This is a genomic window from Streptomyces sp. NBC_00726 (assembly GCF_045161735.1).
In the GTDB taxonomy this organism is placed as follows: domain Bacteria; phylum Actinomycetota; class Actinomycetes; order Streptomycetales; family Streptomycetaceae; genus Streptomyces.
In genome coordinates this window covers 5,801,686-5,828,415 of the sequence record NZ_CP108983.1, presented here as the reverse complement: position 1 = coordinate 5,828,415, position 26,730 = coordinate 5,801,686, and the positions used below count along the sequence as shown (strand labels likewise).

General features: G+C 73.7%; 24 protein-coding genes. 7 read left to right on the top strand and 17 right to left on the bottom strand.

The genetic code is table 11. The features are described 5' to 3' along the window. Window positions 1–151: 151 nt before the first annotated feature. Genes OG338_RS25930 through OG338_RS25915 form a run of 4 tightly spaced genes read right to left on the bottom strand, consistent with a single transcriptional unit; the run spans window position 152 to window position 5,271 of the window. On the bottom strand, window positions 152–1,039 hold the full coding sequence (locus OG338_RS25930) for an ABC transporter ATP-binding protein (protein WP_405939628.1): 888 nt from the start codon (window positions 1,037–1,039) through the stop codon (window positions 152–154). After that, a complete protein-coding gene (locus OG338_RS25925) occupies window positions 1,036–2,769 on the bottom strand; it encodes a dipeptide/oligopeptide/nickel ABC transporter permease/ATP-binding protein (protein WP_405939627.1) in 1,734 nt (577 codons plus the stop codon). Before OG338_RS25925 ends, OG338_RS25930 begins: the two co-directional genes overlap by 4 nt. Further along, the gene (locus OG338_RS25920) at window positions 2,766–3,707 is read right to left on the bottom strand and encodes an ABC transporter permease (RefSeq protein ID WP_405939626.1); all 942 of its coding nucleotides are present in this window, start codon (window positions 3,705–3,707) and stop codon (window positions 2,766–2,768) included. The genes OG338_RS25925 and OG338_RS25920 overlap by 4 nt, the downstream gene beginning before the upstream one ends. Window positions 3,708–3,735: 28 nt before the next feature. After that, window positions 3,736–5,271, bottom strand: coding sequence for an ABC transporter substrate-binding protein (locus OG338_RS25915; RefSeq protein ID WP_405939625.1), 1,536 nt, complete (start codon window positions 5,269–5,271; stop codon window positions 3,736–3,738). 156 nt (window positions 5,272–5,427) lie between these two features. On the opposite strand from OG338_RS25915, the gene OG338_RS25910 reads away from it, so the two are divergent. Further along, window positions 5,428–6,060, top strand: coding sequence for a TetR/AcrR family transcriptional regulator (locus OG338_RS25910; protein ID WP_405939624.1), 633 nt, complete (start codon window positions 5,428–5,430; stop codon window positions 6,058–6,060). A gap of 4 nt (window positions 6,061–6,064) precedes the next feature. Here the strand turns inward: OG338_RS25910 and OG338_RS25905 are convergent, their stop codons facing one another. After that, the gene (locus OG338_RS25905; protein ID WP_405939623.1) at window positions 6,065–6,976 is read right to left on the bottom strand and encodes an SGNH/GDSL hydrolase family protein; all 912 of its coding nucleotides are present in this window, start codon (window positions 6,974–6,976) and stop codon (window positions 6,065–6,067) included. Window positions 6,977–7,309: 333 nt separating this feature from the next. Between OG338_RS25905 and OG338_RS25900 the strand changes: the two genes are divergently transcribed. Both OG338_RS25900 and OG338_RS25895 read left to right on the top strand, forming a co-directional pair. Further along, on the top strand, window positions 7,310–9,604 hold the full coding sequence (locus OG338_RS25900) for a glycoside hydrolase family 3 C-terminal domain-containing protein (protein WP_405939622.1): 2,295 nt from the start codon (window positions 7,310–7,312) through the stop codon (window positions 9,602–9,604). 1 nt (window position 9,605) lies between these two features. Further along, window positions 9,606–10,781: a serine hydrolase domain-containing protein gene (locus OG338_RS25895; protein ID WP_405939621.1), complete on the top strand. Its 1,176-nt coding sequence runs from the start codon at window positions 9,606–9,608 to the stop codon at window positions 10,779–10,781. A 53-nt stretch (window positions 10,782–10,834) separates the two neighbouring features. Here the strand turns inward: OG338_RS25895 and OG338_RS25890 are convergent, their stop codons facing one another. Beyond that, entirely contained in the window at window positions 10,835–11,422 is a 588-nt protein-coding gene (locus OG338_RS25890) for a TetR/AcrR family transcriptional regulator (RefSeq protein ID WP_405939620.1), read from the bottom strand. A gap of 10 nt (window positions 11,423–11,432) precedes the next feature. Continuing rightward, a complete protein-coding gene (locus OG338_RS25885; protein ID WP_405939619.1) occupies window positions 11,433–12,728 on the bottom strand; it encodes a glycoside hydrolase family 1 protein in 1,296 nt (431 codons plus the stop codon). Window positions 12,729–12,950: 222 nt separating this feature from the next. Between OG338_RS25885 and OG338_RS25880 the strand changes: the two genes are divergently transcribed. Further along, the gene (locus OG338_RS25880; protein WP_405939618.1) at window positions 12,951–14,507 is read left to right on the top strand and encodes a family 20 glycosylhydrolase; all 1,557 of its coding nucleotides are present in this window, start codon (window positions 12,951–12,953) and stop codon (window positions 14,505–14,507) included. A gap of 10 nt (window positions 14,508–14,517) precedes the next feature. On the opposite strand, the gene OG338_RS25875 is transcribed toward OG338_RS25880, so the two are convergent. Next, window positions 14,518–15,192 carry a winged helix-turn-helix domain-containing protein gene (locus tag OG338_RS25875; protein ID WP_405939617.1) on the bottom strand — a complete coding sequence of 225 codons (675 nt, stop codon included), beginning with the start codon at window positions 15,190–15,192 and terminating at the stop codon, window positions 14,518–14,520. Window positions 15,193–15,257: 65 nt separating this feature from the next. Here OG338_RS25875 and OG338_RS25870 point away from each other — a divergent pair, with 65 nt between their 5' ends. Further along, complete coding sequence (locus OG338_RS25870) at window positions 15,258–16,841, top strand: isocitrate lyase/phosphoenolpyruvate mutase family protein (protein WP_405939616.1); 1,584 nt, start codon at window positions 15,258–15,260, stop codon at window positions 16,839–16,841. On the opposite strand, the gene OG338_RS25865 is transcribed toward OG338_RS25870, so the two are convergent. The 8 genes from OG338_RS25865 to OG338_RS25830 form a co-directional block, all read right to left on the bottom strand. Next, complete coding sequence (locus tag OG338_RS25865) at window positions 16,803–17,399, bottom strand: hypothetical protein (protein WP_405939615.1); 597 nt, start codon at window positions 17,397–17,399, stop codon at window positions 16,803–16,805. The two genes, OG338_RS25870 and OG338_RS25865, sit on opposite strands and share 39 nt — an antisense overlap. A gap of 13 nt (window positions 17,400–17,412) precedes the next feature. Continuing rightward, window positions 17,413–18,576 (bottom strand): ROK family glucokinase, encoded by a 1,164-nt coding sequence (locus tag OG338_RS25860; protein WP_365687172.1) that lies wholly within the window; start codon window positions 18,574–18,576, stop codon window positions 17,413–17,415. Between the two features lie 124 nt (window positions 18,577–18,700). Further along, window positions 18,701–19,543: an ATP-binding cassette domain-containing protein gene (locus tag OG338_RS25855; protein WP_405939614.1), complete on the bottom strand. Its 843-nt coding sequence runs from the start codon at window positions 19,541–19,543 to the stop codon at window positions 18,701–18,703. Then, window positions 19,540–20,586 carry an ABC transporter permease gene (locus tag OG338_RS25850; protein WP_405939613.1) on the bottom strand — a complete coding sequence of 349 codons (1,047 nt, stop codon included), beginning with the start codon at window positions 20,584–20,586 and terminating at the stop codon, window positions 19,540–19,542. Before OG338_RS25850 ends, OG338_RS25855 begins: the two co-directional genes overlap by 4 nt. Continuing rightward, entirely contained in the window at window positions 20,583–21,566 is a 984-nt protein-coding gene (locus tag OG338_RS25845) for a sugar ABC transporter substrate-binding protein (protein ID WP_405939612.1), read from the bottom strand. The genes OG338_RS25850 and OG338_RS25845 overlap by 4 nt, the downstream gene beginning before the upstream one ends. Window positions 21,567–21,738: 172 nt before the next feature. Continuing rightward, window positions 21,739–22,914 (bottom strand): cytochrome P450, encoded by a 1,176-nt coding sequence (locus tag OG338_RS25840; RefSeq protein ID WP_405939611.1) that lies wholly within the window; start codon window positions 22,912–22,914, stop codon window positions 21,739–21,741. A gap of 85 nt (window positions 22,915–22,999) precedes the next feature. Further along, on the bottom strand, window positions 23,000–23,707 hold the full coding sequence (locus OG338_RS25835) for a response regulator (RefSeq protein ID WP_405939610.1): 708 nt from the start codon (window positions 23,705–23,707) through the stop codon (window positions 23,000–23,002). Beyond that, window positions 23,704–24,918: a sensor histidine kinase gene (locus OG338_RS25830; protein WP_405939609.1), complete on the bottom strand. Its 1,215-nt coding sequence runs from the start codon at window positions 24,916–24,918 to the stop codon at window positions 23,704–23,706. Before OG338_RS25830 ends, OG338_RS25835 begins: the two co-directional genes overlap by 4 nt. Before the next feature lie 146 nt (window positions 24,919–25,064). On the opposite strand from OG338_RS25830, the gene OG338_RS25825 reads away from it, so the two are divergent. After that, a complete protein-coding gene (locus OG338_RS25825; protein ID WP_405939608.1) occupies window positions 25,065–25,268 on the top strand; it encodes a hypothetical protein in 204 nt (67 codons plus the stop codon). 21 nt (window positions 25,269–25,289) lie between these two features. Here OG338_RS25825 and OG338_RS25820 read toward each other — a convergent pair whose 3' ends face one another. Next, window positions 25,290–26,255 (bottom strand): DMT family transporter, encoded by a 966-nt coding sequence (locus OG338_RS25820; protein ID WP_405939607.1) that lies wholly within the window; start codon window positions 26,253–26,255, stop codon window positions 25,290–25,292. An 88-nt stretch (window positions 26,256–26,343) separates the two neighbouring features. Between OG338_RS25820 and OG338_RS25815 the strand changes: the two genes are divergently transcribed. Next, the gene (locus tag OG338_RS25815; RefSeq protein ID WP_405939606.1) at window positions 26,344–26,661 is read left to right on the top strand and encodes a hypothetical protein; all 318 of its coding nucleotides are present in this window, start codon (window positions 26,344–26,346) and stop codon (window positions 26,659–26,661) included. The last annotated feature ends 69 nt before the right edge of the window (window positions 26,662–26,730 follow it).

Sequence of the window (26,730 nt, the reverse complement as noted above, 5' to 3'; positions counted from 1 at the left end):
GATGCCATGACGCATGGGATAAATGCCGCGTAACACTCTGAAAAGTGCGATAAGTGCCCTGAGTAGCCGATAGCGGTCCGCCCCGAAGAGCCCTCGGACACGCCAACGGGGCGCCCGGTGAGCGCCCCGTTCACGTCCGTATCCCCGCAGGTCAGCCCGTTCGGGCCGCGGCCTCGGCCGCCGCGCGCCGGCTGCGCTGCCCGGCGACGTCCGCCACCGGCGAGGCGAGCAGCAGGGTGCGTGTGTAGGCGTGGCGCGGCGCGGAGGTGACCGTCGCGGCGTCGCCCGTCTCCACGATCTCGCCCCGGTGGATGACCGATACACGGTGGCTCATGAAGCGGACGACGGCCAGGTCGTGGGAGACGAAGAGGTACGCGACCCCCGTCTCCTCCTGGATCTCCAGGAGCAGGTCGAGCACCGTGCGCTGGGTCGTCAGGTCCAGCGCGGACACCGGCTCGTCGCAGATGACCAGCCGGGGCCGCAGCGCCAGCGCCCGGGCGATCGCGACCCGCTGCCGCTGGCCCCCGGAGAACTCCCGGGGCAGCCGGTCCGCCGCGTCGGACGGCAGCTGGACGCGGTCCAGCAGCCCGGCGACCCTCCCCCGGGCCTCCCGCGCCGCCGCGCCCTGCCCGATCAGCGGTTCGGCGAGGGTGTCCCCGATGGTGCGCGACGGGTTCAGGGAGGTGTACGGGTCCTGGAAGATGACCTGGAGGTCGCGGCTGAGGGCCCTGCGGCGACGGGCGGTGGCGTGCTCGACGCGCTCGCCGTCGAAGGTGACCGTGCCGGAGCGCACCGGGACGAGCCCGAGGACCGCGCGCCCGATGGTGGACTTGCCGGAGCCGGACTCGCCGACCAGCCCCAGGGTCTCCCCGGGCCGCACGGAGAGGCCGACGCCCTTGAGGACCTCGGTCTCCGGGGCGCGGCGCCCCTTGCCGGGGAAGGAGACCCGCAGGTCCCGCACGGAGAGCAGGGCGTCCGCGTCGGCGGGCGCGGCGGCTTCGGGCCTGGCGGCTTCGGACGCGGCGTCGGGGGTCTTCATGCGGTGACGGTCCTTGCTTCTCGGGGCTGCCAGGGGGCGCGGGCCGGGGCGTCGTCCAGGACGGCCGCGAGCAGGGTGCGGGTGTACGGGTCGCGGGGTGCGCCGAGGATCTGTCCGGTGGTGCCGGTCTCCACGATGCGGCCGGCGTTCATCACGGCCACCCGGTCGCAGAGGTCGGCGACGACCCCGAGGTTGTGGGTGACCAGGAGGACGCCGAGGCCGCGTTCGTCCCGCAGCCGGCGCAGCAGGGCGAGCACTTCGGCCTGTACGCGCACGTCGAGCGCGGTGGTGGGCTCGTCGGCGATGAGGAGGTCCGGGTCGCAGGACATGGCTCCGGCGATCAGGACGCGCTGGGCCATGCCGCCGGAGATCTCGTGCGGGTAGAGGCGCAGGGTGCGGTCCGGGTCGGGGATCTCGACCAGCCGCAGCAACTCGCGTGCCTTGTCGGCGGCTTCCTTGCGGCCGAGGCCGAGGTGGTGGCGTACGGGCTCGATGAGCTGGCTGCCGATGGTGAAGGCGGGGTCGAGATTGCTCATGGGTTCCTGCGGTACGTACGCGAGGGTGCGGCCGCGCAGCGCGCGGTGGTCGCGTTCCCGCAGGCCCGCCGTCTCGCGGCCGTTGACCGTGATGCTGCCGCACGTGACGCGGCCGCCCTCGGGCAGCAGGCCGAGCACGGAAAACGCGGTCTGGGTCTTCCCGGAGCCGGACTCCCCGACCAGGCCCACGATTTCGCCGGGGCGCACATCGAGGTCGACGCCGTGCACGACCTCCTTGTCGGTGCCGTCGGGCCGGGCGTAGGCGACGGTGAGGCCGCGCACGGAGAGCAGTTCGGCGCGCGGGGCGGTGGATGCCCCTTCGGCGGGGGCGGCGGCGGGCCCGGTGCGCCGGCGGCGGGCGGGCCGGGGCGCCTGGTCCTCCAGGGCGTCGCGCACGGCTCCGGCGAGCAGGACGAGCGCGCAGTTGGTGAGGCCGAGGGCGAGTCCGGGCCAGAGGATGAGCCGGGGCGCGCGCTGGATGTTCTGGAACGCCTCGTTGAGCATGGCGCCCCAGGTCGCCGACGATCCGCTGCCGACGCCGAGGAATTCCAGGCCGGCCTGGAGGGCGATCGCGATGCCGGCGACCAGCGCGGTCTGGATGATGATGGGGCCGCGTACGACGGTCAGGACGTGCCGGGCGACGATGCGCGGGTCGGAGAGTCCGGAGACCTTCGCGGCGTCCACGTACAACTCGCCCCGGACGTTGGCGACGATGCCGCGCACCAGGCGGAAGAAGCTGGGCGCCACCAGGACGCCGAGCACGATCATCAGCACGTGGACGTCCGGGCCGAGGATGGCGCGGGAGGCGAGCAGCACGACCATGGCGGGCAGGGCCATGACGAGGTTGACCGTCCAGTTGGCGGCCGAGTCGAACCAGCCGCCCCGGTATCCGGCGTAGAGCCCCGCCGGCACACCGAGCACCAGCGCGATGGCGAGGGCGAGCAGCGCGCCGCCCAGCGTGTTGCGGCCGCCGTAAAGGACCCGGGCGAGGATGTCGCGCCCCGCCGAGTCCATGCCGAGAGGGTGCCCGCCGCTCGGCCCGGCGAACGCCTCGCTCAGCGACGAGGCGCCCGGGTCCTGCGAGGCGAGCACGGGTGCGAGGAGCACGGCCGCGACGACGATCAGGAGCAGGGCGGCGGAGAGCCCGCCGAGGGGGTTGCGCAGGACCCTGCGCAGGGTGCGGCCGGTACTCATGCGACCCTCGCCTTGGGGTTGAGCCAGCCGATCAGGATGTCGACCAGGAGGTTGATCAGGACGACGCCGACGACGGTGAGCATGACGAGCGCCATGATCACGGGGATGTCGCCGCGGGTGGTGTAGGTGACGGTCATGGAGCCGATGCCGGGGAGCCCGAAGATCTGCTCCACGAGGACGGCGCCGCCGAGCAGGCCGACGAACTGCATGCCGAGCACGGAGAGCGCGGGCGCCGAGGCGTTGCGCAGGACGTGCTTGAACACGATGCGGGACGCGGGCAGTCCGCGGGCGCGCAGGGTGCGTACGTAATCCTGCCGCAGGACGTCGATGACGGCGCCCCGCACCTGCTGCGAGACCCCCGCGACGGAGGCCACCGACAGGGAGAGCACCGGCAGGGTGATGGTGGAGAGCCAGCCGCTGGGCGAGTCGGTGAACCCGGTGTAGCCGATGGCCGGGAACCAGCGGAGCCGTACCGCGAAGACCAGTACCAGGACGAGGGTGAGCAGGAATCCCGGCAGGGCGTACCCCACCACGCCCAGCACCTGCACGAAGCGGTCGGCGGCGCCGCGCCGCACCCCGGCCCACACGCCGAGCAGGAAGGCGAGGACCGTGGTGACGGCGGTGACGCCGAGCATCAGGCTGGCCGTGACGGGGAGGCGGTTGCCGACGGCCCGGCCCACGTCCTCACTCGTGAACCAGGAGGTGCCGAGGTCGCCCCGGACGGCGTGGGCGAGCCAGCTCCCGTACTGCTGGAGCACCGGGTCGTCCAGGCCCAGCGACGCGTTCTTGGCGTCGATGGCGCTCTGGGACGCGCTCTCGCCGAGCAGTTGCCGGCCCACGTCGATGTGCGGGACGGACAGCAGCAGATAGGTGAGGAAGGAGATCACGACCAGGAGCAGGGCTCCGGAGGCGATCCTGCGGGCGATGAAGTTCAGCATGACACTCGGTATCCGTCGGCGCGGGGCGCTACTTGGCGGGCGCGTAGTTGTAGATCGAGGGGACGGCCATGCCGGACTGCGGCGCGATCTTCACGGTGCCGTCCGAGACGTGCAGATAGCTCATCCGGTAGAAGGGGACGAACCAGGCTTCCTCGACCAGGTGTTGGTTGAGTTCGCGGGCGGCCGACTTCGCCTCGGCCTCGCTGCCGGCCTTGAGCGCGGGCAGCAGCTTCCGCGTCACCTCGTCCGTGGTGCCGAACATGTTGAACGCGCCCGGGGTGACCAGCTCGTCGGCCGCCGCCCAGTCCGAGGTGGACTGGCCCATGTTCATGACCATGCCGGAGTACTGGCGGTCCTTGAACACCTTCTGGACGGCCGAGGCGCCGTCGAGCGTGTCCCAGACCAGCTTCACGCCGATGGCCTTGAAGTCGGACTGGAGCGAGGCGGCGAGCGCGTCGTTGACGATCGCCGTGATGCGCGGCAGCTTCAGTGTGAAGCCGTCTCCGTAATCGGCCTGCCTGAGCAGGGACTTGGCCTTGGCGGGGTCGTGCGCGTAGTAGCCGTCCAGCTTCTTGTCGTACGCCTGGGTCTCGGGGCCGAAGACCTGCGAGGTGGTACGGCCGCGGTTCTGGCGGATGCGGTCGAGCATGGTGTCGCGGTCGACGGCGTAGTTGAGCGCCTGCCGCACGCGCGGGTCGCGCAGGGCGGGGGTGATCTTGCCGTCGCGGTCGAAGAGCAGCAGCCCCTGGAAGTCGAACTCCTGCTTCTCCGTCTTGACCTCGGGGTCGGTCTCGATGGCGATCTGCTGGTCGGCGGTCTGGAGGAGCGCCGCGTTGATCTGCCCGGTCTTGAGGCCGTTGGTGATGGCGGTCTCGTTGTCGAAGAAGCTGATGTCGATTTTCTGGTACGGGAGTTCCTCGCCCCAGTAGTCGGCGTTGCGGCTGTAGGACCACTTGGTGCCGACGGTGGTCCGTGTCTTGTCGAGGCGGTAGGGGCCGGTGCCGTCCGGGGTGGTCTTGAGGCTGTCGCCCTTCGCGAACTGCTCGGGGTTCGCCATCAGGCCGGGCGCGTCGCTGAGGTAGAACTCCATCGCCGGGTTGGGCTGCTTGAGCTTCAGCGTGACGTGGGTCGCGTCGGTGACGTCGACGGCCGCCAGGTCGTTCAGCCACTTCGCGGAGGCGCCGCCGCCCTTCTGGAAGCGCTCCAGGTTCGCCTTGACCGCCGCGCCGTCGAAGGCGGTGCCGTCGGCGAACTTCACATCCTCGCGCAGGGTCAGCGCGAGCGCGGTGCGGCTCTTGTCGTACGTCCACTCCGTGGCGAGCATCGGGCTGAAGGTGCCGTCGGGCTCGCGCTTGATGAGGGTGTCGTACACCGCCTGGAAGTACGGCAGGGCGCTGCCGGTGGCGACAGCGGGGTCCAGGCTCTGCGGGAGGGTCATCGTCGCGATGTTCAGCGTGGACGCTCCGGCGCCCGCGGTGCCGCCGTTGTCGCCGGCGCATCCGGCGAGGGCGAGCGAGGCCGCGACGCAGGCGGCGACCGTCGCGGTTCGGGCAGTTCTGCTCATGTCTTTCGCTCCGTCTGGAGAGCCGGGGGCACCGCCCCGGCGAAGATTGCCGGTGAGCCTACTCACGGAATTAACCACTTGGTAGGTTTTTGCTCGGTGGAATTAACCAGCCGGTAAGTTCTGCTGGACGAGACCCGATCGCGGCAGGAGACCGAAGTGACCGAGACCGCGCCCGAGGCGCCCCGGCGGCTGTCGAAGGGCGAGCGCACCCGCGCCCGCGTCCTGGACTCCGCGGCCGAGCTGTTCGCCCACTCCGGCTTCCTCGCGGTCTCGCTGCGCGACATCGCCGCCCACGCCGGGCTCACCCACGCCGGGGTGCTGCACCACTTCCCCGGCAAGGAGGCCCTGCTCCTGGACGTGCTGAGCCGCCGCGACGAGCTGGACGCGCGCCGCCTCTTCCCCGGCGTGCTCACCCCGGGCGAACCGGAGCCGGAGCCCGCCGAGCGGCTGCGCCTGCTGCTCGACGTGGTCGACCGCAATGCCCGGACGCCGGGCCTGGTCGCGCTGTACGCGAAGCTGTCGGCGGAGGCGTCCGATCCGGACCACCCCGCTCACACCTACTTCGTACGGCGCTACCAGGTCCTGCGCCGCGAGCTGACCGGCCTCCTCGCGGAGCTGTTCGCGGCGGCGGATGTCCGGGAGGACCCGGCCGCCGTGGCACAGCAGCTGCTGGCCCTGATGGACGGGCTCCAGACGCAGTGGCTCCTCGACCCGGACGCGGTCGACATGGCGGAGCAGGTCCGCGCCTTCCTCCGCCGCTGCGGCCTGGCGGCGGAGGGACGGGGCTGAGGCGTCAGTGACCGAGGGCGGCGAGGACGGCATCGGCCGTGCTCCTGTGTCCGGAGGCGTTCGGGTGGAAGCCGGCGCCCTCGGCCGAGTCGGCCGGTTCGATCCAGCGCACCCCCGCGGCCTGGCAGGCGTCGTGCCCGACGGACGGGCCGTAGGTGTCGACGTAATCCGCACCGCGCGTCCCGGCCCGCTGCGCCAGCATCGCGTCGAGCTGCTTCTCCTTGTCCCGGACCCAGCCGAAGTCGCCTTCGGCGAGCGGGACCGTGGCACGGCAGGCGCTGCCGTCGTCGGGCATCAGCGACGGGTAGCCGACGACGAGGACCCGGGCCTGCGGCGAGCGGGCGTGGATCGCGTCGAGCACCGCGTCGAGCTTCGGCGCGGTGGCGTTGATCCGGGAGCCGATCTCGTCCGTGCCGAACAGGGTGAAGCTGGTCTTGCAGGGCGAGCCGTGCGGGGCGAGGTAGCCGACCAGGACGCACCGGGTGATGACCCCGGCCAGGTCCAGGTCGTTGCCGCCGATACCGAGGGTGACCAGGGTGGTGTCGGGGCGCAGCGCGTCGAGCTGGGGCGCCACGGCGTCCTGCGGCCCCGCCATGTGTGTGGTGTCGGCCCCGGCGCAGGTGACGTCGGTGAACGACGCGGCGCCCACCGCGGCCGCAACCAGCGACGGGTAGTTGCGGTCGGAGCGGCCGCAGCCGGTGTCGGTCTGCTGCGGGATGCCGAGCCCGGAGCTGTACGAGTCGCCGAGCGCCACGTACCGGACGGGCTCGCCGGACGCCGGGGCGGCGACGCCGGGGGTCGCGGCGGCCGCCAGCAGTGCGGCGGCGGCCGCCGCCGCGAGGGCCAGGCGCGGGGCGCGGGCCGGGTGGCCCGTCACTCGGAGCGCGGGGGTGGTCGACCGACCGGATACCGACATGACCGTTCCTCGATTCGTGGGAGTGCGGGGCGATTCATGGGAGTGCGGGGCCGATGAGGCGGTCGGCAGCAGGGAGCTCATCGGAGCGGACCGCCCGAGCTCGAAAACCGTACGGTGATCGGTTTCTAGCCGTCAAGGGCCGCGTCCGAAATGAAATCCGGCCGGTCGAGGGGGTCCCGCACGCCGCGCGCGGGGACCCTTGACAGCGAAAACCGATCACCATACGTTTTTGGGTCGCATGCCGTCTTGCCCCGATTCGCTCCGCCGGACGGCCACGGCCCGCCCCTCGCGCCCGGCACTCGCCCCCTTCACGGAAGCCCGACAGGTATTCGTATGACTCAGCGATCCACTCCCCGCCCCTCCCCCGCGACCGCCCTCCCGCTCGCCGAGAAGGCCGCCCTGACCAGCGGTTCCGGGGACTTCGTCAGCGAGGGGTCCGAGGCGGCGGGGCTGCCCGCCGTCCGGATGTCCGACGGCCCGCACGGGCTGCGGCTGCCCCGGGAGACCGGCGACGGCGGCCAGCTCGACCTGCACAGCGCGGCGCCCGCCACCTGCTTCCCGCCCGCCGTCGCGCTCGGCTCCAGCTGGAATCCGGAGCTGGCCGAGGAGGTCGCCGCCGCCATCGCGGCCGAGGCGGTGGCGCACGGCGTCCATGTGGTGCTCGGTCCCGGCATCAACATCAAGCGGTCACCGCTGTGCGGCCGGAACTTCGAATACTTCTCCGAGGACCCGCTGGTCTCCTCGGAGCTGGGCGGCGCCATGGTGCGCGGGCTCCAGAACGCCGGGGTCGGGGCGTCGCTCAAGCACTACGCGGCCAACAACCAGGAGACCGACCGGATGCGGGTGAGCGCCGACATCGACGAGCGTCCGCTGCGCGAGATCTATCTGCGCGCCTTCGAACGCGTCGTCCGCCGCGACAACCCCTGGTCCGTCATGGCCTCCTACAACGGCGTCAACGGTGTGCCGGTGGCCCAGCACACCCGCCTGCTGACCGAGATCCTGCGCGACGAGTGGGACTTCGACGGGATCGTCGTCTCCGACTGGGGCGCGGTACGCGACCGGGTCGCCGCCCTCCGCGCCGGCCTCGACCTCCAGATGCCGGGCCCGGGCGGGCACACGGACCGCGAGGTGGCCGCCGCCGTGGAGTCCGGCGCGCTGGACGAGGCGGTGCTCGACCGGACCGTCGAACGGCTCGCACTCTTCGCCGACCGCGCGACCGGCGGAACCGGGGCGCCCGGCACCTTCGACGCGGACGTCTCGCACCGCATCGCCGGGCGGGCCGCCGACCAGTGCGTGGTGCTCCTGAGGAACGACGACGCACTGCTGCCGCTGGACCCGGCGCGCGGCAGCCTGGCGGTCATCGGGGAGTTCGCCCGTACGCCCCGCTTCCAGGGCGCCGGCAGCTCGCAGGTCACCCCGACCCGGCTCGACGTCCCGCTGGACGGCCTGCGCGAGCTGGCGACGGGCGCGGAGGTGCGGTTCGCCGCCGGGTACGCGCTGCCGGGCGCGGAGGACGGGCCGCCGGACGCCGAACTGGCCGACGAAGCGGTGCGGCTGGCGGAGGCGTCGGACACGGCGGTGCTGTTCCTCGGGCTGCCCGCGCAGGACGAGTCCGAGGGCTTCGACCGCGACCACTTGGACCTGCCCGCCGCCCAGACCGAGCTGCTGCGGCGGGTCGTGGACGTCAACCCGCGCACGGTCGTGGTGCTGTCCAACGGCGGTGTCGTCCGCACCGCGCCCTGGCAGGACCGGGTGCCGGCGCTCGTGGAGGGCTGGCTGCTCGGCCAGGCGGGCGGCGGCGCGCTCGCCCGCGTCCTGTTCGGCGCGGTCAACCCGTCCGGAAAGCTGACGGAGACCGTCCCGCTGCGCCTGGAGGACTCCCCGAGCCACCTCACGTTCCCCGGCGAGGAGGGCAGGGCCCGCTACGGCGAGGGGATCTTCGTCGGGTACCGGGGGTACGACGCGCAGCGCCGCGAGGTCGCGTTCCCGTTCGGCCACGGCCTTTCGTACACGACGTTCGGCTACGAGGACCTGACCGTACGGGAGGACGGGGACGGCTTCCTCGCCACGCTGACCGTCACCAACACCGGCCCGGTGGCCGGGCGCGAGATCGTGCAGCTGTACGTGGCCGGGCCGGACGGTTCACGCGTCCTGCGGCCGGTGCGCGAACTGCGGGGCTTCGCCTCGGTGTTCCTGGAGCCGGGCGCGAGTGCCGGGGTGGCGGTGCGGGTGGCGCGGCACGATCTGGCGTACTACAGCGAGCGGGAGGGCGGCTGGAAGGTCGAGGACGGCCGCTACCGCTTCGAGGCCGGCGCCTCCTCGCGCGACATCCGCGCCCAGGTGGAGACCGACGTGGCGGGCGACCCCTCGGGGCTGCGGCTGACCGGCCGGAACACCCTCGCCGAGTGGTTCGAGCACCCGGTGGGCGGCCCGCTGCTGATGGAGGCGTTCGCGAAGGCCCGTACGGACGAGTCCGCGGGCGCGCTCGCCGATCCCGTGATGCTGCGGTTCCTCGCCGGGGTGCCGCTCGACGTGATCTGCGAGTTCCCGCAGAGCCCGCTGTCCCCCGACAGCCTGCCCGCCCTGGCGGACGAGGTGGCGGCGCGCGCGGAACAGCGGGAGGGCTGAGATGGTCACCGGCCGGGTGGCGCCCGGCTGGGAGCCCGTCCGCGACGCCTTCGTACGCGGCTGCGCCGACGACCCGGGCGCCGCGCAGCTGGCCGTCCACCACCACGGCCGCCCGGTGGTCGACCTGGCCACCGGTCCGCCGGACTTCGGGACGGACTCGGTCGGCGCGCTGATGTCCGTGACCAAGGGGCTCGTCGCGGTCTGCGCCCACCTGCTGAGCGAACGGGGCGCCCTGGACCTCGACGCGCCCGTGGCCCGCTACTGGCCGGAGTTCGCCGCCGCCGGGAAGGCCGGGACGACGGTGGCCGGCCTCCTCACGCACCGGGCCGGGCTGCCCGCGTTCTCGGCCGGTCCGGCGGGGTGCGGGCTGCCCGGGCTGTTCGACCGGGACGCCCGGGTGGCCGGCCTGGCGGCGATGCGGCCGGTGTGGGAGCCGGGCACGGCGTGCCTGTACCACGCGCTGACGTACGGCCATCTGGTCGGCGAGGTGGTGCGCCGGGTGAGCGGGCGGAGCATCGGGGCGTTCTTCGCCTCCGAGGTGGCGGCGCCGCTGGGGCTCGACCTGTGGATCGGGCTGCCGGCCGAGGAGGAGCACCGGTTCGCCCCGCAGTTCTCCGTACGCCCCGATCCGTCTCCGGAGCGGGTCGCCGGCTTCCTCGCCGGGCTGGGGCTCGCCCCGGACGCGCCGCTCGCGACGGCGCTGCGGGCCTCGCAGGCGGAGCTGGCGGCGGCGGTCCGGGGTCTGGCGACCCGCGAGGGCCGGGCGGCCGAGCTGCCCGGCGCCGGTGGGATCGGCAACGCCCGGTCGCTGTCCCGGATGTACGCCGCGCTGATCGGCCCGGTGGACGGAGTGCGGCTGCTGTCCCCGGCGGCGCTCGCACGGGCGGTCGCCCCGCGCGACGACGTGCCGCCCCCGCCACCGCTCGACGGCGGGGACCCGGCCGGCCGGTCCCGCTTCGGGCTCGGCTTCGAGCTGCCCCGGAAGGGGCTGCCGATGCTGGGCGAGGGCTCCTTCGGGCACGCGGGGGCGGGCGGCCGGCTGGGCATGGCCGACCCCGGCAGCGGTCTCGCGGTGGGATACGTGTGTACGGCGATGGCCTGGGAGCCTGCGGCCGGACCCGATCCGCGCTGGACGGACTGGACGGAGGCGGTGACCGCGACGGCGGCGGCGCTCTGACCCGTAGAGAAAAGTGGAGGGGCGGCGCATGCGCGCCGCCCCTCCACTGCTGGTCAGGCCCCTTCGGGTGCCGGGCGCGGGTCGAGCACGGCGAGCAGGTCCTCGATGGGCTGCTCCATGTCCGTGGAGCGGTCGATCAGCCATTGCAGCTGGATGCCGTCCGCGACAGCGACCAGGAGCACGGCCAGCCGCTCCGGCGGGATCGCGGAGCTGATCCGCCCCTCCGCGACCCTCTCCCGGACGAAGTCCGCGACGCGTTCGCGCACCACCGGGTAGCGCTCGGCGAAGTGGGCGTGGGCGGGGTGGGCCGGGTCGCTGGCGGCGGCGGCCATCGAGACGAACAGCTCGACCAGGCCGGGGGTCTTCGCGCCCTCCCGGATGATCTCGCGGTAGCCGTGCGGATCGGCGCGCTCCGCCTGCCGCACCCGCGCGGTCTCGTCACGCATCCGCAGAACCTGGGTGAGCAGGTCCTCCTTGGAGTCGAAGTAGTGCATCAGACCGGGCAGGCTGAGGCTGCACTTCGCCGCCACCTTCCGCAGAGAGGTACCCCGGTACCCCTCGGCGGCAAAGATCTCCAGGGCCGCGTGCAGGATCTCGCTGCGCTTGGCCTCGCCCTTCTCGTACGGGCCCCGTTTCGCCATGCCGGTCACCCTAACGCGCGGAGGGCGCGGCCACCGACCCGAGCGGGGCTCCGGCGGGCAGCCGCCGGTCCCGGGACAGGCCGCCCAGCCAGCGCGCCGACTCCTTGGGCGTCCGGGCGAAGGTGTCGCGGTCGACCGCGATCAGCCCGAACGTCGGCCGGTAGCTCCCCCACTCGTAGTTGTCGAGGGCGCTCCAGTGCAGATACCCGCGTACGTCGACGCCCTCGGCCATCACCTCGGCGAGGCTCGCCAGGGCACGGGCGGTGTAGGCGACGCGGCGCTCGTCGTCGTCCGTGGCGATGCCGTTCTCGGTGACCAGGACGGGCACCTGCGGGCCGACCACCTCCGCCGTGTGCCGCACCGCTTCGCCGAGCGCTTCGGGGTAGAACTCCCAGCCGGTGAGCGTCAGTTCGGCGCCCGGGGGCGGGGGCAGGGTGCCGTCCGGGCCGATGCGGTGCCGGGTGTACGCCTGGACGCCGATCCAGTCGTCCTCGCGGGCGGCCTCCAGGAAGACGTCCTCGCGGGGCCATGCGTAGGCGGTCGCGGCGGACTCGCAGCCCGGCTCGGGCTCGTAGACCTGGTTGGCCACGGTCCAGCCGACCTGGACGCCGGGCACGGTCTCCTTCAGCGCGGCGGTGGCGGCCCGGTGGGCGCGGATCAGGGCCCGGATCACCTCGGGGTCCGGGGCGAAGGAGGCCGGGTCGACGGCGGCGGCCCCGGCCTCGCGGGCGGCGTTCGCCCCGTGCGCGACGCTCTCCCAGCCGTGCTCGGCCGCATGCCGCTTGAGGGCGTACATCAGGGCCATGATGTTGGGCTCGTTGATGGTGGCGACATGGCGGACGCCCTCGCGCAGGATGCCGGCGCAGGTGCGCGCGTAGCCGGCGAACAGTTCGTCCGCGCCGGGGGCCGTCCAGCCGCCGAGGTCGCTGAACCACTGGGGCGAGGTGAAGTGGTGGAGGGTGACGACCGGGGTCAGCCCGCGGTCCAGCGCGCCGCGCACCATGGCCCGGTAGTGCGCGAGGGCAGCACGCGAGATCCGGCCGCGCTCCGGCTCGACGCGGGCCCACTCGATGCTGAACCGGTAGGCGTCGAAGCCGAGTCCGCGCAGCAGGTCCATGTCCTCGGGCCATCGGTGGAAGCTGTCGGCGGCGTCCCCGCTGGGCTCCTGGACGAAGCTCCCGGGGTGGTTCTCCAGGGTCCACCAGTCGCTGGAGACGTTGTTGCCCTCGACCTGGTGGGCCGAGGTCGACGCCCCCATGAGGAAGCCTTCCGGCAGGGCGAAACCGGGTCCGGCCTCGTGCACCATCGGGTTCTCCTTTCGCCCGGAGGCGGGCCGTTCGCCCCCTCCGCAAAAAGCGTTCATTGATCGGTTTTCGTGTTAGCGTACAGGTGGCAGCGGTACGGGAGAAGAGGCGGCCGGTCCGGTCTCGCCCCGGCACCCGCGCCGAACGCCCAGGGGGCCGGACCCGCCGGAACCTGACGCCGCCGCTCCGGCCCCCTGGTCCACCCGCGCCCCAGGGAGAAGCCCGTGAACGCCGTCATTCCGCACGCCGACGCCCGACCGTCATCCCCCGCCGGCGCCCTGCCCGCCGCCGGCCCCTGGCACGTACGGGCGGCCGACCCGGCGCTGGCGGAGGTGGCGGAGACCGTACGGGCGCTGCTCGCCCCGCACCTGCCGGACGCGCCGGGCGGAGAACCCTGCGAACTGGTCCTCGGGCTGGACGAGTTGGCGTCCGCGCCGCCCCTCGGGGTCTCCCCCGGCGGCGGCACGGACCCGGTGGACGAGGGCTACCGGCTCCGCGTGGCCGCCGACGGCATCACCTGCCACGGCCTCACCCCGGCCGGGGTGTTCCGGGGCGCGGCCACGGCCCTCCAGCTCATCGCCACCGGCCAACTCGCGTACCAGGAGCTGGCGGACGCCCCGCGCTACGCCTGGCGGGGGCTCATGGTCGACCCGGCCCGCAGCTTCCTCACCCCGGACGAGGTGCGCCGGATCATCGACCTGGCCGCGCTCTACAAGCTCAACGTCCTGCACCTCCACCTCACCGACAACGAGGGCTGGCGCATCGAACTGCCCGGCACCCCGGCGCTGACGGCCCCGGGCGCGGAGTTCTACACGGCGGCCGAGTACCGGGAGCTCCAGACGTACGCGGCCCGGCGGTTCGTCACCGTCGTCCCCGAGATCGACCTGCCGGGGCACTGCGCGACGCTCCGGGCCGCCGTCCCCGGACTGCCCCCGGCCCCCGCCCCGGCCGGGCTCACGGACCGCTTCCCGTTCGTGCCCCCGCTCGACCTGACCGACCCGGCGACCCGCACCGCCGTCGCCCGCGTCCTCACCGAGGTCTGCGCCCTGACGGCCGGCCCGTATGTGCACATCGGCGCCGACGAGGCGTTCGGCGCGACCCCGGAGAGCTTCGACGCCTCCGTACGCGAACTGCGCGCGCTCGTCCGCGAACTGGGCAAGCGCCCGGTGGCCTGGCAGGAGTCCTCGCGGGCCGGGACCGAGCCCGGGGACATCGCGCAGTACTGGGTGGACGTGGCGATGATGGACCTCCCGGACACGGCGGAGGAGCTGGCCGCCCGGCCCGAACTCGTGGCCGCCGGGCGGACCGTGGAAATCATCGCGGCGCTGAAGAAGTTCTTCGCCCCCACCGACGACGACCTGCGCCGCACCGTCGAGGGCGGCGGACGCGTGCTGCTCTCCCCGCAGTCCCACCTCTACCTGGACCGCCCGTACGCGGCCGAGTTCGCCCCGCCCGGGCAGGCCGCCGAGGCCGCCCGGCTCGGCTTCGACGGCTACCGGCCGCTGGGGGTCCGGCACACGGCGGCCTGGGACCCGGGCGCCTATCCGATTCCGGACGCGAACGTGGCGGGCGTGGAGGCCACGGTCTTCGCCGAGCGGTTCAAGGGCTTCGAGGACGTCTCCCTGCTCCTGCTGCCCCGGCTGGCCTCGGTCGCGGAGGCGGCCTGGTGCGGGCGCGCACCGGAGTGGGCCGAATACCGCGAGCGGCTGGCCCACCACGGCCGCGTCTGGGCCGCCCGGGGCCTGCCCTACTTCGCCTCCACGGAGGTGGACTGGCGCTGAGGGCTGCCCCTCACGCCTCCACCCCGAGCAGTTCCGCGAACGCCGTGCCGCCCTCCGGGGTCACCTTCACCGCGCGCCCCGAGCCGACGCGCCGGACCCAGCCGCGGTCCAGGGCCGCCGTGCACAGCGCCGCGCCCAGGGCGCCGGCCAGGTGGGAGCGGCGCTCGGTCCAGTCCAGGCAGGTGCGGACGAGGGGACGGCGGGCCCCGGCGGGCGGCCGGTAGTCCAGGGTGCCGGCCAGCCAGGCGCGGCCGGCCGGGGTGACGGCGATCCCGGAGCCGGTGTCGACCAGGCCGCGCGCGGTCATCGCGTCCGCCAGGGCCACGCCGAGCCGGCCCGCCAGATGGTCGTAGCAGGTGCGTGCCCGGGCCTCGGCGTCCTGGCGGACCGAGGCGCGCAGGGTGCGCGGGCGGGGCGTGCCGGGGGCGTACGCGGCCAGCGCCTCGGTCAGTGCGGCCGCCTCCGGGCCCGCGAGCCGGACATAGCGGTGCCGGCCCTGGCGCTCCTCGGCCAGCAGGCCGCCCGCCACGAGGCGGGAGATCTGCTCGCTGGCGGTGGACGCGGTGACGCCCGCGTGCCGGGCCAGCTCGCCGGACGTCCAGGCCCGCCCGTCGAGCAGCGCCTCACAGAAGGCGGCGCGGGTGCGGTCGGCGAAGAGGGCGGCGGTGCCGGCGAGAGAGGACATGCCTCCATGGTGGCGCAGGGACGGTTCGGCGGGCGCCGAAGTGTTCCGGGCCTACGGTCGGAGCCATGAGCCACCCGACGACCCATGAGTTCAGTCAGTACGCGGAGGTCCTGGCGGCCCTCGCCGACCCCGCGCTCGTCCCGCCGGCGCCCGGCCCCTGCGAAGGACCGCCCGGCGCGAGTGTCGCCTGGTTGCGGGCCACGGTGGCGAGGTTCGCCTCCGGTGAGCCGCACCGGCGGCGCCGGGCCCTCGTGGAGGCCGAGCTCGCCCGGCTCGCCCCGGCCGATGTGCACCGGGCGGCCTCGGCACCGGCTTCCGGGGAGGGCGGTCCGCGGACGCGGGTGGTGAGCTGCCTGGCCGCCGCCCTGGACATGCCGGAGCCGGAGCGGGTCGCCCGGGAGGTGGCGGTGGTGGCGGACGCGTACTTCGGCGCGGACTGCGGGGCCGAGGCCGACCGGGCCGTCGCCCGGCTGGTGGACCTGCTCGCGCCGGGCCCGGCGGACGAGGCCGGGCTGGAGGCCGTCGCCAACCGCATCGGGCTCCTGGCCCAGGCGTGCGCCGCGACCGCCGCGCTGGCCGGGTCCGTCGCGGCGGCCGGGCCCGGGGCGCCGACGGCCCGGGTGCTGCGGGACGATCCGCCGGTGCGGGCCATGCGCCGGGTCGCCGCGCGGGCCACCCGGATCGCCGGACGGGAGATCACCGAGGGCGACGCGGTGGTCCTCGATCTGGCGGCCGCCCAGCAGGGCAACTCCGTGCCGCTCGCCTTCGGCGCGCCGCCCCGGGTCTGCCCGGGCCGGGCCCACGCCCTCGCGCTCACGGACGGGCTGCTCGGGCGGCCGATGACCCCGTTCGCCCGGCTCCACCACCGGGGCGAAGCCTTCCTGCTGCCCAACGCCTGGGACTACGCGTCGGCCGCCGCGCTGGCCGCCGGGGGATTCGGGGCGGTGGGGACCACCAGCCTGGGCGTCGCGGCGGGGCTGGGGCTGCCGGACGGGGCCGCGGCGACGAAGGAGGCGACCGTGGACCTGGCCCGGCGGCTGGGCCGGGGGCCGTTCCTGTTCAGCGTGGACGCCGAGGGAGGGTTCAGCGACGACCCGGCGGAGGTCGCCGTCTTCGCGCGCCGGCTGTACGAGGCGGGGGCGGCCGGGATCAATCTGGAGGACGGGCGGGCCGACGGCACCCTGGCGCCGGTGGAGCTGCACGCCGCGAAGATCGCCGCCGTGAAGGAGGCCGTGCCCGGGCTGTTCGTGAACGCCCGCACGGACACGTACTGGCTGGGGCTCGACCGGGAGCGGACCGCCGGGCGGCTCGCGGTCTACGAGCGGGCCGGGGCGGACGGGGTGTTCGTGCCGGGTCTTTCGGACCGGGCGGGGATCGCCGCCCTGACCGCCGCCCTGGTGACCCCGCTGAACGTGCTGTACAGCCCGGCCGGGCCGGGCATCGCCGAGCTGAGCGCCCTGGGGGTGCGCCGGGTCAGCCTCGGTTCGCTGCTGTACCGGGAGGCGCTGACCGGGGCCGTGTCCACGGCTGCCGCGATCCGGGACGGCGGGCCGGTGCGGGGCGGGGCGCTCCCGTACGCCGAGGTGCAGGCGCTGGCGCCCGGCGACGGGTCAGGGGCTCGCGGCGGAGACGACGTACACGACGGGTGACATCGGGTCCGTCATGTCGACGGTGATGTCCTGGGTGGGGCGCGGGTCCTCGTTGGTGTGGGTGGTGCCCGCCCAGGAGACACCGTCGCCGAAGTACCAGCCGGCGATTTTCGTATCGCGCTTGCCGATGGTGACCTTGCCGGGTTCCAGGGCGGCGCGGCCGGTGCCGAGGTTGGTCAGGAAGGCGTCCAGGCCGTTGGACGTCGTGCGGAACTGCACGTACATCCGGCTGGCCTTCCAGTTGTTCGTCTCGTAGTACTGCACGCCGGTCGCGTAACCCGGGATCGGGACCTCGAAGATGCGGCGCAGCATCTTCGACGGCCAGCCGGGGCGCAGGCCCTGCGCGGCGGCCTCGGCGGCCTTGTCCTGGCCGGACCGGCGGCTCTGGCCCGCCGAGATCAGCAGATATCCGGCGGGGATGCCGATGAGCAGCACGATGATCGTCGCCGTGATCAGGCGCCGGCGGATCAGATGGCGGCGGGTCTCGGGGGCCGGCCCGTCGCCCTCGTCCGGCGGCGGGGACTGGCGCGGCAGGACGGGGTGCTCGGCTGCGGTCATGGGTGAGGGGCCCCTAGGAAGTGCGGGTGTTGCGGTTGCTGCGGAGGGTGCTCGCGGCCTGGTCGTAGATCTGCGCGTACCGCTCGTACCGCTCGACGCGGCGGCGGTTGGTGCGGCGGAAGCGCCGCGCGACCAGTCGGGCGAGGTCCGCCGCGCCGACCATACCGGCCTCCGGGCCGAGCTGTGCCTTCGCGATCCGGGCCTCGGGGCGGTAGCCGCGGCCGGTGAGGTGGCGTTTGAAGGCGTCCCGGGCGGGGCCGATGAGCAGGTCGTCGGCGGCGCTCACCCCGCCGCCGATGACGAAGCAGGAGGGGTCGAGCGCGGCGGCCAGATTGGCGATGCCGACGCCGAGCCACTGGCCGATGTCCTGGAGGAGTTCGACGCACATCGCGTCGCCCTCGCGGGCCAGTTCGGTGATGAGCGGTCCGGTGATGTCCGGGACGTTGCCCTTGACGCGCTCGATGATCCCGTGGGCCACCGGCGAGTCGGCGGCGGCCAGCTCGCGGGCCTCGCGGACCAGCGCGTTGCCGGAGCTGTACTGCTCCCAGCAGCCCCGGTTGCCGCAGGGGCAGCGGTGGCCGCCGGGCACCACCTGCATGTGGCCGAACTCACCGGCGACGCCGTACTTGCCGCGCTTGACCTGGCCGTCCTCCAGGATCGCGCCGCCGATGCCGGTGCCGAGGGTGATCATGACCAGGTGGTCCTCGCCGCGCCCCGCGCCGAAGCGCCATTCGGCCCAGGCGGCGGTGTTGGCGTCGTTGTCCACCATGACGGGGACGACGAGCCGGGAGGCGAGGGCGTCGCGCAGGGGCTCGTCGCGCCAGGCCAGGTGCGGGGCGAAGAGGACCTTGGAGCGGTCCGCGTCGACCCAGCCGGCCGCGCCGATGCCCACCGCGTGCACGTCGTGCCGGTCGGAGAGGTCGAGGACCAGCTCCACGATGGTGTCCTCGACGACCTTCGGGCTCTTCGACTTGTCCGGGGTCTCGGTGCGCACGGTCTCCAGGATCGTGCCGTCGGCGTCCACGACACCGGCCATGACCTTGGTGCCGCCGATGTCGATCCCGACGGTGGGGACCCGGGGCGCCGTGAGGTGCGAGCGCCTTTCCCGGGTGCCCACGGTCCGCAGGACGGTCGCGCGGGCGGAGCCGCGGTGTGCGAAGTCGCGGTACGTGCTCATCGTCCCTGAAAGGTGTGGGGTGACCGGGTCAGGAGTGATCCCGGTGGCGGACGGCGCCCGTCCGTCCCGATTCTGCCATTGCCCGGGGGGCGGGGCCGTCGGACGGGGCGGGCGGGCGGCGCCGCTACGGCTTGCCGAGGGTGCCCGGCCCCGAGGTGCGCTCCAGCTCGTGGCTCAGCTCCTCCAGCTCGCTGCCGCCCGCCATCTGCCGGGTCAGCTCGTCCAGCGTGACGCCGTCCTTGGTGTGGCTGCCGGCCATGGCGCCCCGCTTCAGGAGGACGAACCGGTCGCCGACGAGATAGGCGTGGTGCGGGTTGTGCGTGATGAGGACCACGCCGAGGCCGGCGTCCCGGGCGGCCGCGATGTACTTCAGGACGACCCCGGACTGCTTGACGCCGAGCGCGGCCGTCGGCTCGTCCAGGACGAGCACCTTCGCGCCGAAGTGGACGGCGCGGGCGATGGCCACGCACTGCCGCTCACCGCCGGACAGGGTGCCGATGGGCTGGTCCACGTCGCGCAGGTCGATGCCCATGCGGAGCAGCGCCGAGTGCGTCGTCCCGCGCATCAGCTTGACGTCGAGGCGCTTGAAGGGGCCGGCGCCGGTCGTCGGCTCGGAGCCCAGGAAGAAGTTGCGCCAGACCGGCATCAGGGGGACGACCGCGAGGTCCTGGTAGACGGTGGCGATGCCCCGGTCCAGGGCGTCGCGCGGGTTGGCGAGGGTGGTCTCCTCGCCGTCGATGAGGAACCGCCCGGCGTCGTGCCGGTGCAGCCCGGCGATGATCTTGATGAGGGTGGACTTGCCGGCGCCGTTGTCACCGAGCACGCAGGAGATCTCGCCCGCGTGCACGGTGAGGGAGACGCCTTCCAGCGCCTTGATGTTGCCGTAGTACTTGGCCACGTCGTCCAGCTCGACGAGGGCCTGCCGGCCGGTGTCCTGGGGCCCTTCCGGGGCCTTGGGGGCCGTCATTTCGTCGCCTCCGCGCGCTTGCGTACCCATGCGTTGAGCAGGGTGGCCAGGAGCAGCATCGCTCCCAGGAAGAACTTGAACCAGTCCGGGTTCCACTCCGCGTACACGATGCCCTTGCTGGTCATGCCGAAGATGACGGCGCCGACCGCCGAGCCGATCGCGGAGCCGTAGCCGCCGGTGATCAGGCAGCCGCCGATGACGGCCGCGATGATGTAGATCAGTTCGTTGCCGACGCCCTCGCCGGACTGCACGACGTCGTAGCTGAACAGCAGGTGCTGTCCGGAGACCCAGGCGGCGAAGGCGACGCCGAGGTAGAGCCCGATCTTGGTGCGGATGACGGGGACGCCGACCGCGCGGGCCGCGTCCGCGCCGCCGCCGACGGCGAAGATCCAGTTGCCGAAGCGGGTGCGGAGCAGAATCCAGGTGGCGACGGCCACCAGACCCGCCCACCACAGGAGCGTCACCTTGAGCTCGACACCGCCGACGGTCCAGTACGAGGCGAAGAGCTTGCGGGCGGAGGGAAAGCCCTCCATGTTGCCGATGGTCTTCGTGGAGACGGTCCCGCTGATCAGCTTGGTGAAGCCCAGATTGAGACCGGTCAGCATCAGGAACGTGCCCAGCGTGATGATGAAGCTGGGGAGTTTCGTACGGGTCAGCATGAAGCCGTTGAACGCGCCGATGGCGAGCGTGACCAGCAACGACACGAAGACGCCGGCCCAGACGTTGGCGGTCATCTGGTAGCTGAACATCGAGGAGACCAGCGCGGAGCTGGTGACCAGCACCCCGGCGGACAGGTCGAACTCGCCGCCGATCATCAGGAGCGCGACCGGGGCCGCCATGATCCCGATGGTGGAGGCCGCGTACAGCACGGTGCCGAAGCTGGTGGCGCGCAGGAAGCTGTCGGCGACGACCGCGAAGAAGAGGAAGACGGCGAGCGCTCCGACGACCGAGCCCAGCTCCGGGCGGCCGAGGAGCTTGCGCAGCGGTGAGGTGCGCAGCAGCCGTTCGTCCACGACGGCGGACGATCCGGGCCCGGCGGTCATCGGGTGCCCCGGTCGGCGTACTCGGCGAGCGTGCCGGCGTCCTTGGCGGTGATGATCTGCGGGCCGGTGAGGACCGGGCGGCCGCCGCCGAGGACGTTGCGGTTGTAGCGGTAGAGCCAGAGCAGGTCGACGGCCTCGTAGCCCTGGAGGTAGGGCTGCTGGTCGACGGCGAAGCCGAGGGTCTTGGCCTTCAGCCCGGCGGCGACGGTGGGGTTCAGGTCGAAGGTGTCGATCTCGGCCTTGCTGCCGGCGGTCTTCTTCGCCTTGACGGCGGCGTCCGCGAAGGGCGCGCCGAGCGTGACGACCGCGTCGATGTCCTTGTCGGACTGGAGCTTCGCCTCGATGGACGCCTGGACATCGGGCATGTTGGTGCCCTCCACGTACAGGTTCTGCATCTGGCCGTCGAAGGTCTTCCTGGCGCCGGCGCAGCGCTGCTCGTGGCCCACGTTGCCCTGCTCGTGCAGGATGCAGAGGGCCTTCTTCCGGCCGCGCGCGTTCAGCTCCTCGCCGACGGCCTCACCGGCGATGGACTCGTCCTGGCCGATGTGGGTGAGGGCGCCGTACGCCTTGGACTCGGCGGAGCCGGAGTTGACGGTGATCACGGGGATGCCGGCGCGGACGGCCTTGGCGACGACGTCCTTGAGGGCATCGGGCTTGGCGAGCGTGACGATCAGCCCGTCGACCTTCTTGTCGATGGCCGCCTGCACCAGCTGGGCCTGCTGCTGGCCCTCGTCGTTGTGCGAGTACAGGAAGTTGATGTTGTCCTTCTTGGCGGCCATGTCGGCGCCCTTCTGGACGATGTCCCAGAAGGTGTCGCCGTCGCCCGAGTGGGTGACCATGGCGAACGTCCAGCGGGGTGTGTTCACCGCGGAACGGCCTTCGGCCGCGGCCTTGGCCGCACGCTCCTCCGCCCGCTTGCCGCCGGTGCTGCTGCATCCCATGAGGGACACCCCCAGCACCGCCGCAAGCACGGCGCCCATCGCACGTACCCCTGTCCGAACCCTTGCCACGACGCCGTGCCCTTCTTGTGCTGCTCGCTGTGCTGCTGCCGGTGGAGCCGGGGCCCTGTGGTCCCGGCCCGGCTGGGCAAGTATCCCCGAGCGGGCGCCGCCGCGACCCGGAGGGGCGCGCGGGAGGGCGGCGGCGCGTCGCTCACCAGCGCACCGGCAGGCGGCGCACCCCCCGGATCAGGGTGCCGGGCAGCCAGTCGAACGGGGCGGCCTCCGGGTCGGCCGCCAGGCCGGGGCAGCGTTCGAGGAGCGCGCGGATCGCGATGCGGCCCTCCATCCGGGCCAGCGGGGCGCCCAGGCAGAAGTGGATGCCGTGTCCGAAGGCGAGGTGGCCGCGGGTGTCACGGCGGATGTCGAAGCGGTCGGGCTCGGGGTAGCGGGCCGGGTCGCGGTCCGAACCGGCGAGCGAGACCAGGACCGCGTCACCGGTCGCGATGGTCCGGGAGCCGGCCCGGACCGGTTCCCGGGCGAACCGGAGGGTGGCCGTCTCGACCGGTCCGTCGTAGCGCAGCATCTCCTCGACGGCGCCGTCGAGGAGCGAGAGGTCGGCGCGGAGCGCGGCGAGCTGGTCGGGGTGGGCGAGCAGCGCGCGTACGCCGTTGGAGATGAGGTTGACCGTCGTCTCGTGGCCGGCGACGAGCAGCAGGAAGGCCATGCCGACCAGCTCGTCGGGCGAGAGCGCGTCGTCGTCCTCGTGGCGGGCGGCGATCAGGGCGCTGAGGAGGTCGTCGCCGGGCGAGCGGCGCTTGTCCTCGATCAGCTGTACGAGGTAGGCGCCCATGGCGCGGACCGCCTCGCCCTCCTCCTCCGCGGTCGCGGGGGCGACGACGCCGTTGGACAGCTTGCGGAAGGCGGACCGGTCCAGGTCGGGGACGCCGAGCAGCTCGCAGATCACGGTCATGGGGAGCGGGAAGGCGAGCGCGTCCACGAGGTCGGCGCGGCCCTCGGGGACCATCAGGTCGAGGAGTTCGCCGGTGATCTGCTCGACCCGGGGGCGCAGCGCCTCGATGCGGCGCGGGGTGAACGCGCGGGCGACGAGCTTGCGCAGCCGGGTGTGGTCGGGGGCGTCCGTCTCCAGCATGTTGGCGTTGATCGGGTCGCCGCCGGTCTCGCCGGGCAGCGAGCGCCAGTCCTTGCCGAAGCGCTGGTCGGCCAGGACGGCCCGGCCCTCGTCGTAGCCGACGACGAGCCAGATCCGGTCGAACTCGTCGGTGCGGACGAGGTGCACGGGCGCGGCCGCCCGCATCCGCTCGTAGTAGGGGTACGGATTCGCGGTGAAATCGGCCAACCCGCTGAGATCCACATCGACTTCGGACATGGGCCCGCCCTCCCGGTCGTGTCGTCCCGGCCCTCGGGGCCGGCCCGTTCAGCGTATGCCGGGCGGCTTGCGGGAAGGGGCCGGTTCAGGCCGGATTCGATCCGTTCTCGTCGTCCTCGTCGTCCAGGAGACCGGCGTCGTGTACGAGCAGGGCGATCTGGACGCGGTTGTTGAAGCCGAACCTGGCGAGGATGCGGGAGACCTGGGTCTTCACCGTGGCGACGCTGAGGTAGAGCGTCGCGGCGATCTCCGCGTTGGACCGGCCCCGGCCCACGGCGACGGCCACCTCGCGCTCCCGGTCCGCGAGCAGCGCGATCCGCTCGCGCGCCCGGGCGGCCCGGTCCACGCGCTCCCCCTGTCCGGAGCCGGCCGCCCGGGCCATGAGCTGCCGGGTGACGGCGGGCGAGAGGACCGGGTCGCCGGCCGCGACCCGGCGCACCGACTCCACGATCCGGGCGGGCGGGGTGTCCTTGAGGACGAAGCCGGCTGCTCCGGCCCGGATGGCGCGGAGCACCTGTTCGTCGGCGTGGAAGGTGGTGAGGACGACGATCTCCGGCGCGCCGGGCCGGGCGCGCAGCGCTTCGGTGGCGGTGAGGCCGTCCATGACCGGCATCCGGATGTCCATCAGGACCACATCCGGACGCAGCCGGTCGACCAGGGCCGTGGCCTCGCTGCCGTCGGCGCCCTCGCCCACGATGTCGATGTCGTCGGCGCCGCCCAGCATCAGCTTCAGCCCGGCCCGGACGAGCGGGTCGTCGTCGATGATGAGCAGGCGGACGGGCGCGTCGGTCATGACGCCCACGGTAGCCAGGCCCGTACCGCGAACCCGCCGCCGGGGGCGGGCCCGTGGTCGAGGCGGCCGCCGGCGAGGGTGGCCCGTTCGGTGAGGCCGATGAGCCCCTGGCCGGAGCCGGGGACCGGGGTGAAGGGCTCGGTGGGGGCCGGGTTGCGCACCTCGACGGTGATGCCCTGGCCGGGTCCGCCGGTGACGGCGACGGTGACCTCGGTGCCGGGGGCGTGCTTGCGGGCGTTGGTCAGCGCCTCCTGGGCGATGCGGTAGACGGTGCGGCCGGAGGCGGCGGGCACGGCTTCGGGGTCGGCGAGGCGGTTGTCCAGGGTGACCCGCATGCCCGCTTCCCGGGATTCGGCGACGAGGGCGTCGAGCGTGGCGAGGGTGGGCTGCGGGCGGTTGCCGTCCCGGTCGCGGGGGCCGCGCAGCACGCCGATGATCTCGCGGAGGTCCTGAAGGGCCTCGTGCGCGCTGTCCCGGATGACCCCGGCGGCGCGGGCGACCTCGGCCGGGGGCGCGTCGGGCCGGAATTCCAGGGCGCCCGCGTGGACGCTGAGCAGGGTCAGCCGGTGGGCGAGCACGTCGTGCATCTCCCGGGCGATCTCCTCGCGGGCGAGCCGCTGGGCGTGCTCGGCGCGCAGGGCGGCCTCGGTCTCGGCGCGGACGGCGCGTTCGCGGAGGGAGACGACGAGCTGACGCCGGGAGCGTACGACCATGCCCCAGCTGAGGACGAGCAGGATCAGCAGGAGCCCGACGATGGTGGACACCAGGAACGACGTGTTGGGGTCGGGGCGCAGATACGGCTGTACGGGGACGACGGCCAGGGCCAGGGCGCCGACGAGGGCGACCGGGCGGAACGGCCGGTGGACGGCCACACTGAACAGCGCGACGAGGAGGGCGCCCGCCGCGACCGGTTCGACGGTGGACAGCAGGGTCAGGGCGAGGGCGAGCCCGACCGGCCAGCGGCGCCGGAGCCACAGGGCGCAGCAGGCGGCGGCGCCGACGAGGGAGTCCACCAGGACGAAGGTGTCCGATGTGGTGGGGTCGGCCTCGATCGTGGTGAGCGTGGCCAGGCCGATGCCCGCCGCGCAGAGGAACGCGGTGAGGTCGACGGCCCAGTCCCGCACGGTGCGGCGGGACCGGCCCCGGTCGCCGGGCAGCTCGGGTCCGGCCATCGCCGAGGGCAGCAGCCAGGGATACTCCGTACGCGTCATGTCGGCAAAGCTACGCACGCGGGCGCCCGAATCCGGGTGTCCGGGGCGCGGGAGCGACCAAAGTCGCGGAGCCGGAGACTTTCGGACCCGGCGGGCAGCCCACCGGCCGACGCGGCGGAGCGGCCCCGGCGGCCAGGCTCGGGGTCATGAAGAAACTCTGCGAGACGGTCGGGTTCCTGGTCTTCGTCCAGGGGGTCGCCGGGCTGCTCCATGTGTGGCTGGACTGGTTCCGCTTCTTCAACCTGGTGCAGAAGCTGCCATTCGCCGACGAGTACCCGGTCTTCGTGTCGATCGTGCTGATGGCGGCGGGCGCGGCCGTCATGGTCGCGGCGGACGCGATCACGGAGTGAGCCGGTCAGGGAGTGAGCCGGTCAGGGCGCGCCCGGGTCCGCGCTCCGGCCCGCACCCCCGTCCGCACCCCGGTCCGCGCTCCGCCGCCCCCACGCGGTCCCGGCCAGCACCAGCGCGGCGCCCGCCGCCCCGGCGGCGCCCAGCCGCTCGCCGCCGATCGCGATGCCGGCGGCGGCGGCCCACAGCGGTTCCGTACCGAGCAACAGGCTGACCCGGGACGGGGAGGTGCGGCGTACGGACCACATCTGCACGAAGAACGCGAAGAGTGTGCAGAACACCGAGAGGAAGAGCAGCCCGCCCCACTCCCGGACCCCGAATCCGGCGGCGACCGTCCAGGGCACCGCGCCCGTCCCCGGCACAGCGGCCAGCAGGGCGAAGACGGCGACGGAGCCGCCGAGCTGCACGGTCGTCAGGGACAGCGAGTCCGCGTCCTGGACGGACTTGACGCGGGCCATGAGCAGCACGTGCAGGGTCCGGGCGAGGGCGGCGGCGAGCATCAGCAGGTCACCGGCCGAGGGGCTGGTGAATCCGCCGCCCTGGGTCAGCAGCACCACCCCGGCCACGGAGAGCCCGGCGGCGGCCAGGAAGGCCCCGGTCGGCCGGGTCCGGGTGACGGCGGCCTCGGCGAGCGGGGTGAAGATCATGGTGAGGCTGATGATGAGCCCGGCGTTGGTCGCCGAGGTGTGCACGATGCCGTACGTCTCCACCAGGAAGATCCCGCTGAGCACCAGGCCCAGCAGCCCGGCGCCCCGCCACTGCGCGGCGCTCAGGGCACGCAGCCGGCGCCGTCCGGCGACCACCAGGACGGGCAGCACGACGGCGAACCGCAGCACGAGCACGGCGACGACGGTCTGCGGGGTGGTGATGCCCTTGGCGGCGAGATAGCTGGACCCCCAGACCACCGCGACCAGCAGGACGGGCAGATCGGTGAGCCAGGCACGGCGCGGCGGGGCGAGGACGGGGGCGGAAACGGCGGCGGAGGACACCTGGACTCCTGATCTCTCCACAGGGACGACGTGGAGACGGCACCGGCTCGCACTGGGGAACGATCACGCTACCGGGCGTGCTCCCGCCGTGGCGAGCCCCCGGATTCGGCGTCCGTTTCCCGCCGGTCTCCGGGCTGCCGGACGACTTTCCTGGTTCCTGTCGGCACGACCGGCAACGGACGCAACGGACGCACAGGACGACCGCCCGCCGCACGAGCGGTTCGGCTTCCGCATCGTCCGGCGCGGATACGACCGCGACCAGGTCGACGCCTATGTCACCGGGCTCCTGGGCGGTGCCCCGCCGGCCGAGGCCGTCGGCTTCGAGCTGGTCCGCCGGGGCTACGACCGGGCCGGTGTCGACGAGGTCATCACTCGCCTGCACGCGGAGGCCGCGCGGGGGCGGTGACCGTCGCCCGCGCCCGTCCTGCCACCCCTCCCCGCCCCGCCTACGCTGGGCGGGGAGGCAACCCCATAA

Excerpts from the sequence above, each read along its gene's own strand:
- OG338_RS25930 (WP_405939628.1), bottom strand. The coding sequence starts at position 1,039 with ATGAAGACCCCCGACGCCGCGTCCGAAGCCGCCAGGCCCGAAGCCGCC.
- OG338_RS25925 (WP_405939627.1), bottom strand. The coding sequence starts at position 2,769 with ATGAGTACCGGCCGCACCCTGCGCAGGGTCCTGCGCAACCCCCTCGGC.
- OG338_RS25920 (WP_405939626.1), bottom strand. The coding sequence starts at position 3,707 with ATGCTGAACTTCATCGCCCGCAGGATCGCCTCCGGAGCCCTGCTCCTG.
- OG338_RS25915 (WP_405939625.1), bottom strand. The coding sequence starts at position 5,271 with ATGAGCAGAACTGCCCGAACCGCGACGGTCGCCGCCTGCGTCGCGGCC.
- OG338_RS25905 (WP_405939623.1), bottom strand. The coding sequence starts at position 6,976 with ATGTCGGTATCCGGTCGGTCGACCACCCCCGCGCTCCGAGTGACGGGC.
- OG338_RS25900 (WP_405939622.1), top strand. The coding sequence starts at position 7,310 with ATGACTCAGCGATCCACTCCCCGCCCCTCCCCCGCGACCGCCCTCCCG.
- OG338_RS25895 (WP_405939621.1), top strand. The coding sequence starts at position 9,606 with ATGGTCACCGGCCGGGTGGCGCCCGGCTGGGAGCCCGTCCGCGACGCC.
- OG338_RS25890 (WP_405939620.1), bottom strand. The coding sequence starts at position 11,422 with ATGGCGAAACGGGGCCCGTACGAGAAGGGCGAGGCCAAGCGCAGCGAG.
- OG338_RS25885 (WP_405939619.1), bottom strand. The coding sequence starts at position 12,728 with ATGGTGCACGAGGCCGGACCCGGTTTCGCCCTGCCGGAAGGCTTCCTC.
- OG338_RS25875 (WP_405939617.1), bottom strand. The coding sequence starts at position 15,192 with ATGTCCTCTCTCGCCGGCACCGCCGCCCTCTTCGCCGACCGCACCCGC.
- OG338_RS25870 (WP_405939616.1), top strand. The coding sequence starts at position 15,258 with ATGAGCCACCCGACGACCCATGAGTTCAGTCAGTACGCGGAGGTCCTG.
- OG338_RS25865 (WP_405939615.1), bottom strand. The coding sequence starts at position 17,399 with ATGACCGCAGCCGAGCACCCCGTCCTGCCGCGCCAGTCCCCGCCGCCG.
- OG338_RS25860 (WP_365687172.1), bottom strand. The coding sequence starts at position 18,576 with ATGAGCACGTACCGCGACTTCGCACACCGCGGCTCCGCCCGCGCGACC.
- OG338_RS25855 (WP_405939614.1), bottom strand. The coding sequence starts at position 19,543 with ATGACGGCCCCCAAGGCCCCGGAAGGGCCCCAGGACACCGGCCGGCAG.
- OG338_RS25850 (WP_405939613.1), bottom strand. The coding sequence starts at position 20,586 with ATGACCGCCGGGCCCGGATCGTCCGCCGTCGTGGACGAACGGCTGCTG.
- OG338_RS25845 (WP_405939612.1), bottom strand. The coding sequence starts at position 21,566 with ATGGGCGCCGTGCTTGCGGCGGTGCTGGGGGTGTCCCTCATGGGATGC.
- OG338_RS25840 (WP_405939611.1), bottom strand. The coding sequence starts at position 22,914 with ATGTCCGAAGTCGATGTGGATCTCAGCGGGTTGGCCGATTTCACCGCG.
- OG338_RS25835 (WP_405939610.1), bottom strand. The coding sequence starts at position 23,707 with ATGACCGACGCGCCCGTCCGCCTGCTCATCATCGACGACGACCCGCTC.
- OG338_RS25830 (WP_405939609.1), bottom strand. The coding sequence starts at position 24,918 with ATGACGCGTACGGAGTATCCCTGGCTGCTGCCCTCGGCGATGGCCGGA.
- OG338_RS25825 (WP_405939608.1), top strand. The coding sequence starts at position 25,065 with ATGAAGAAACTCTGCGAGACGGTCGGGTTCCTGGTCTTCGTCCAGGGG.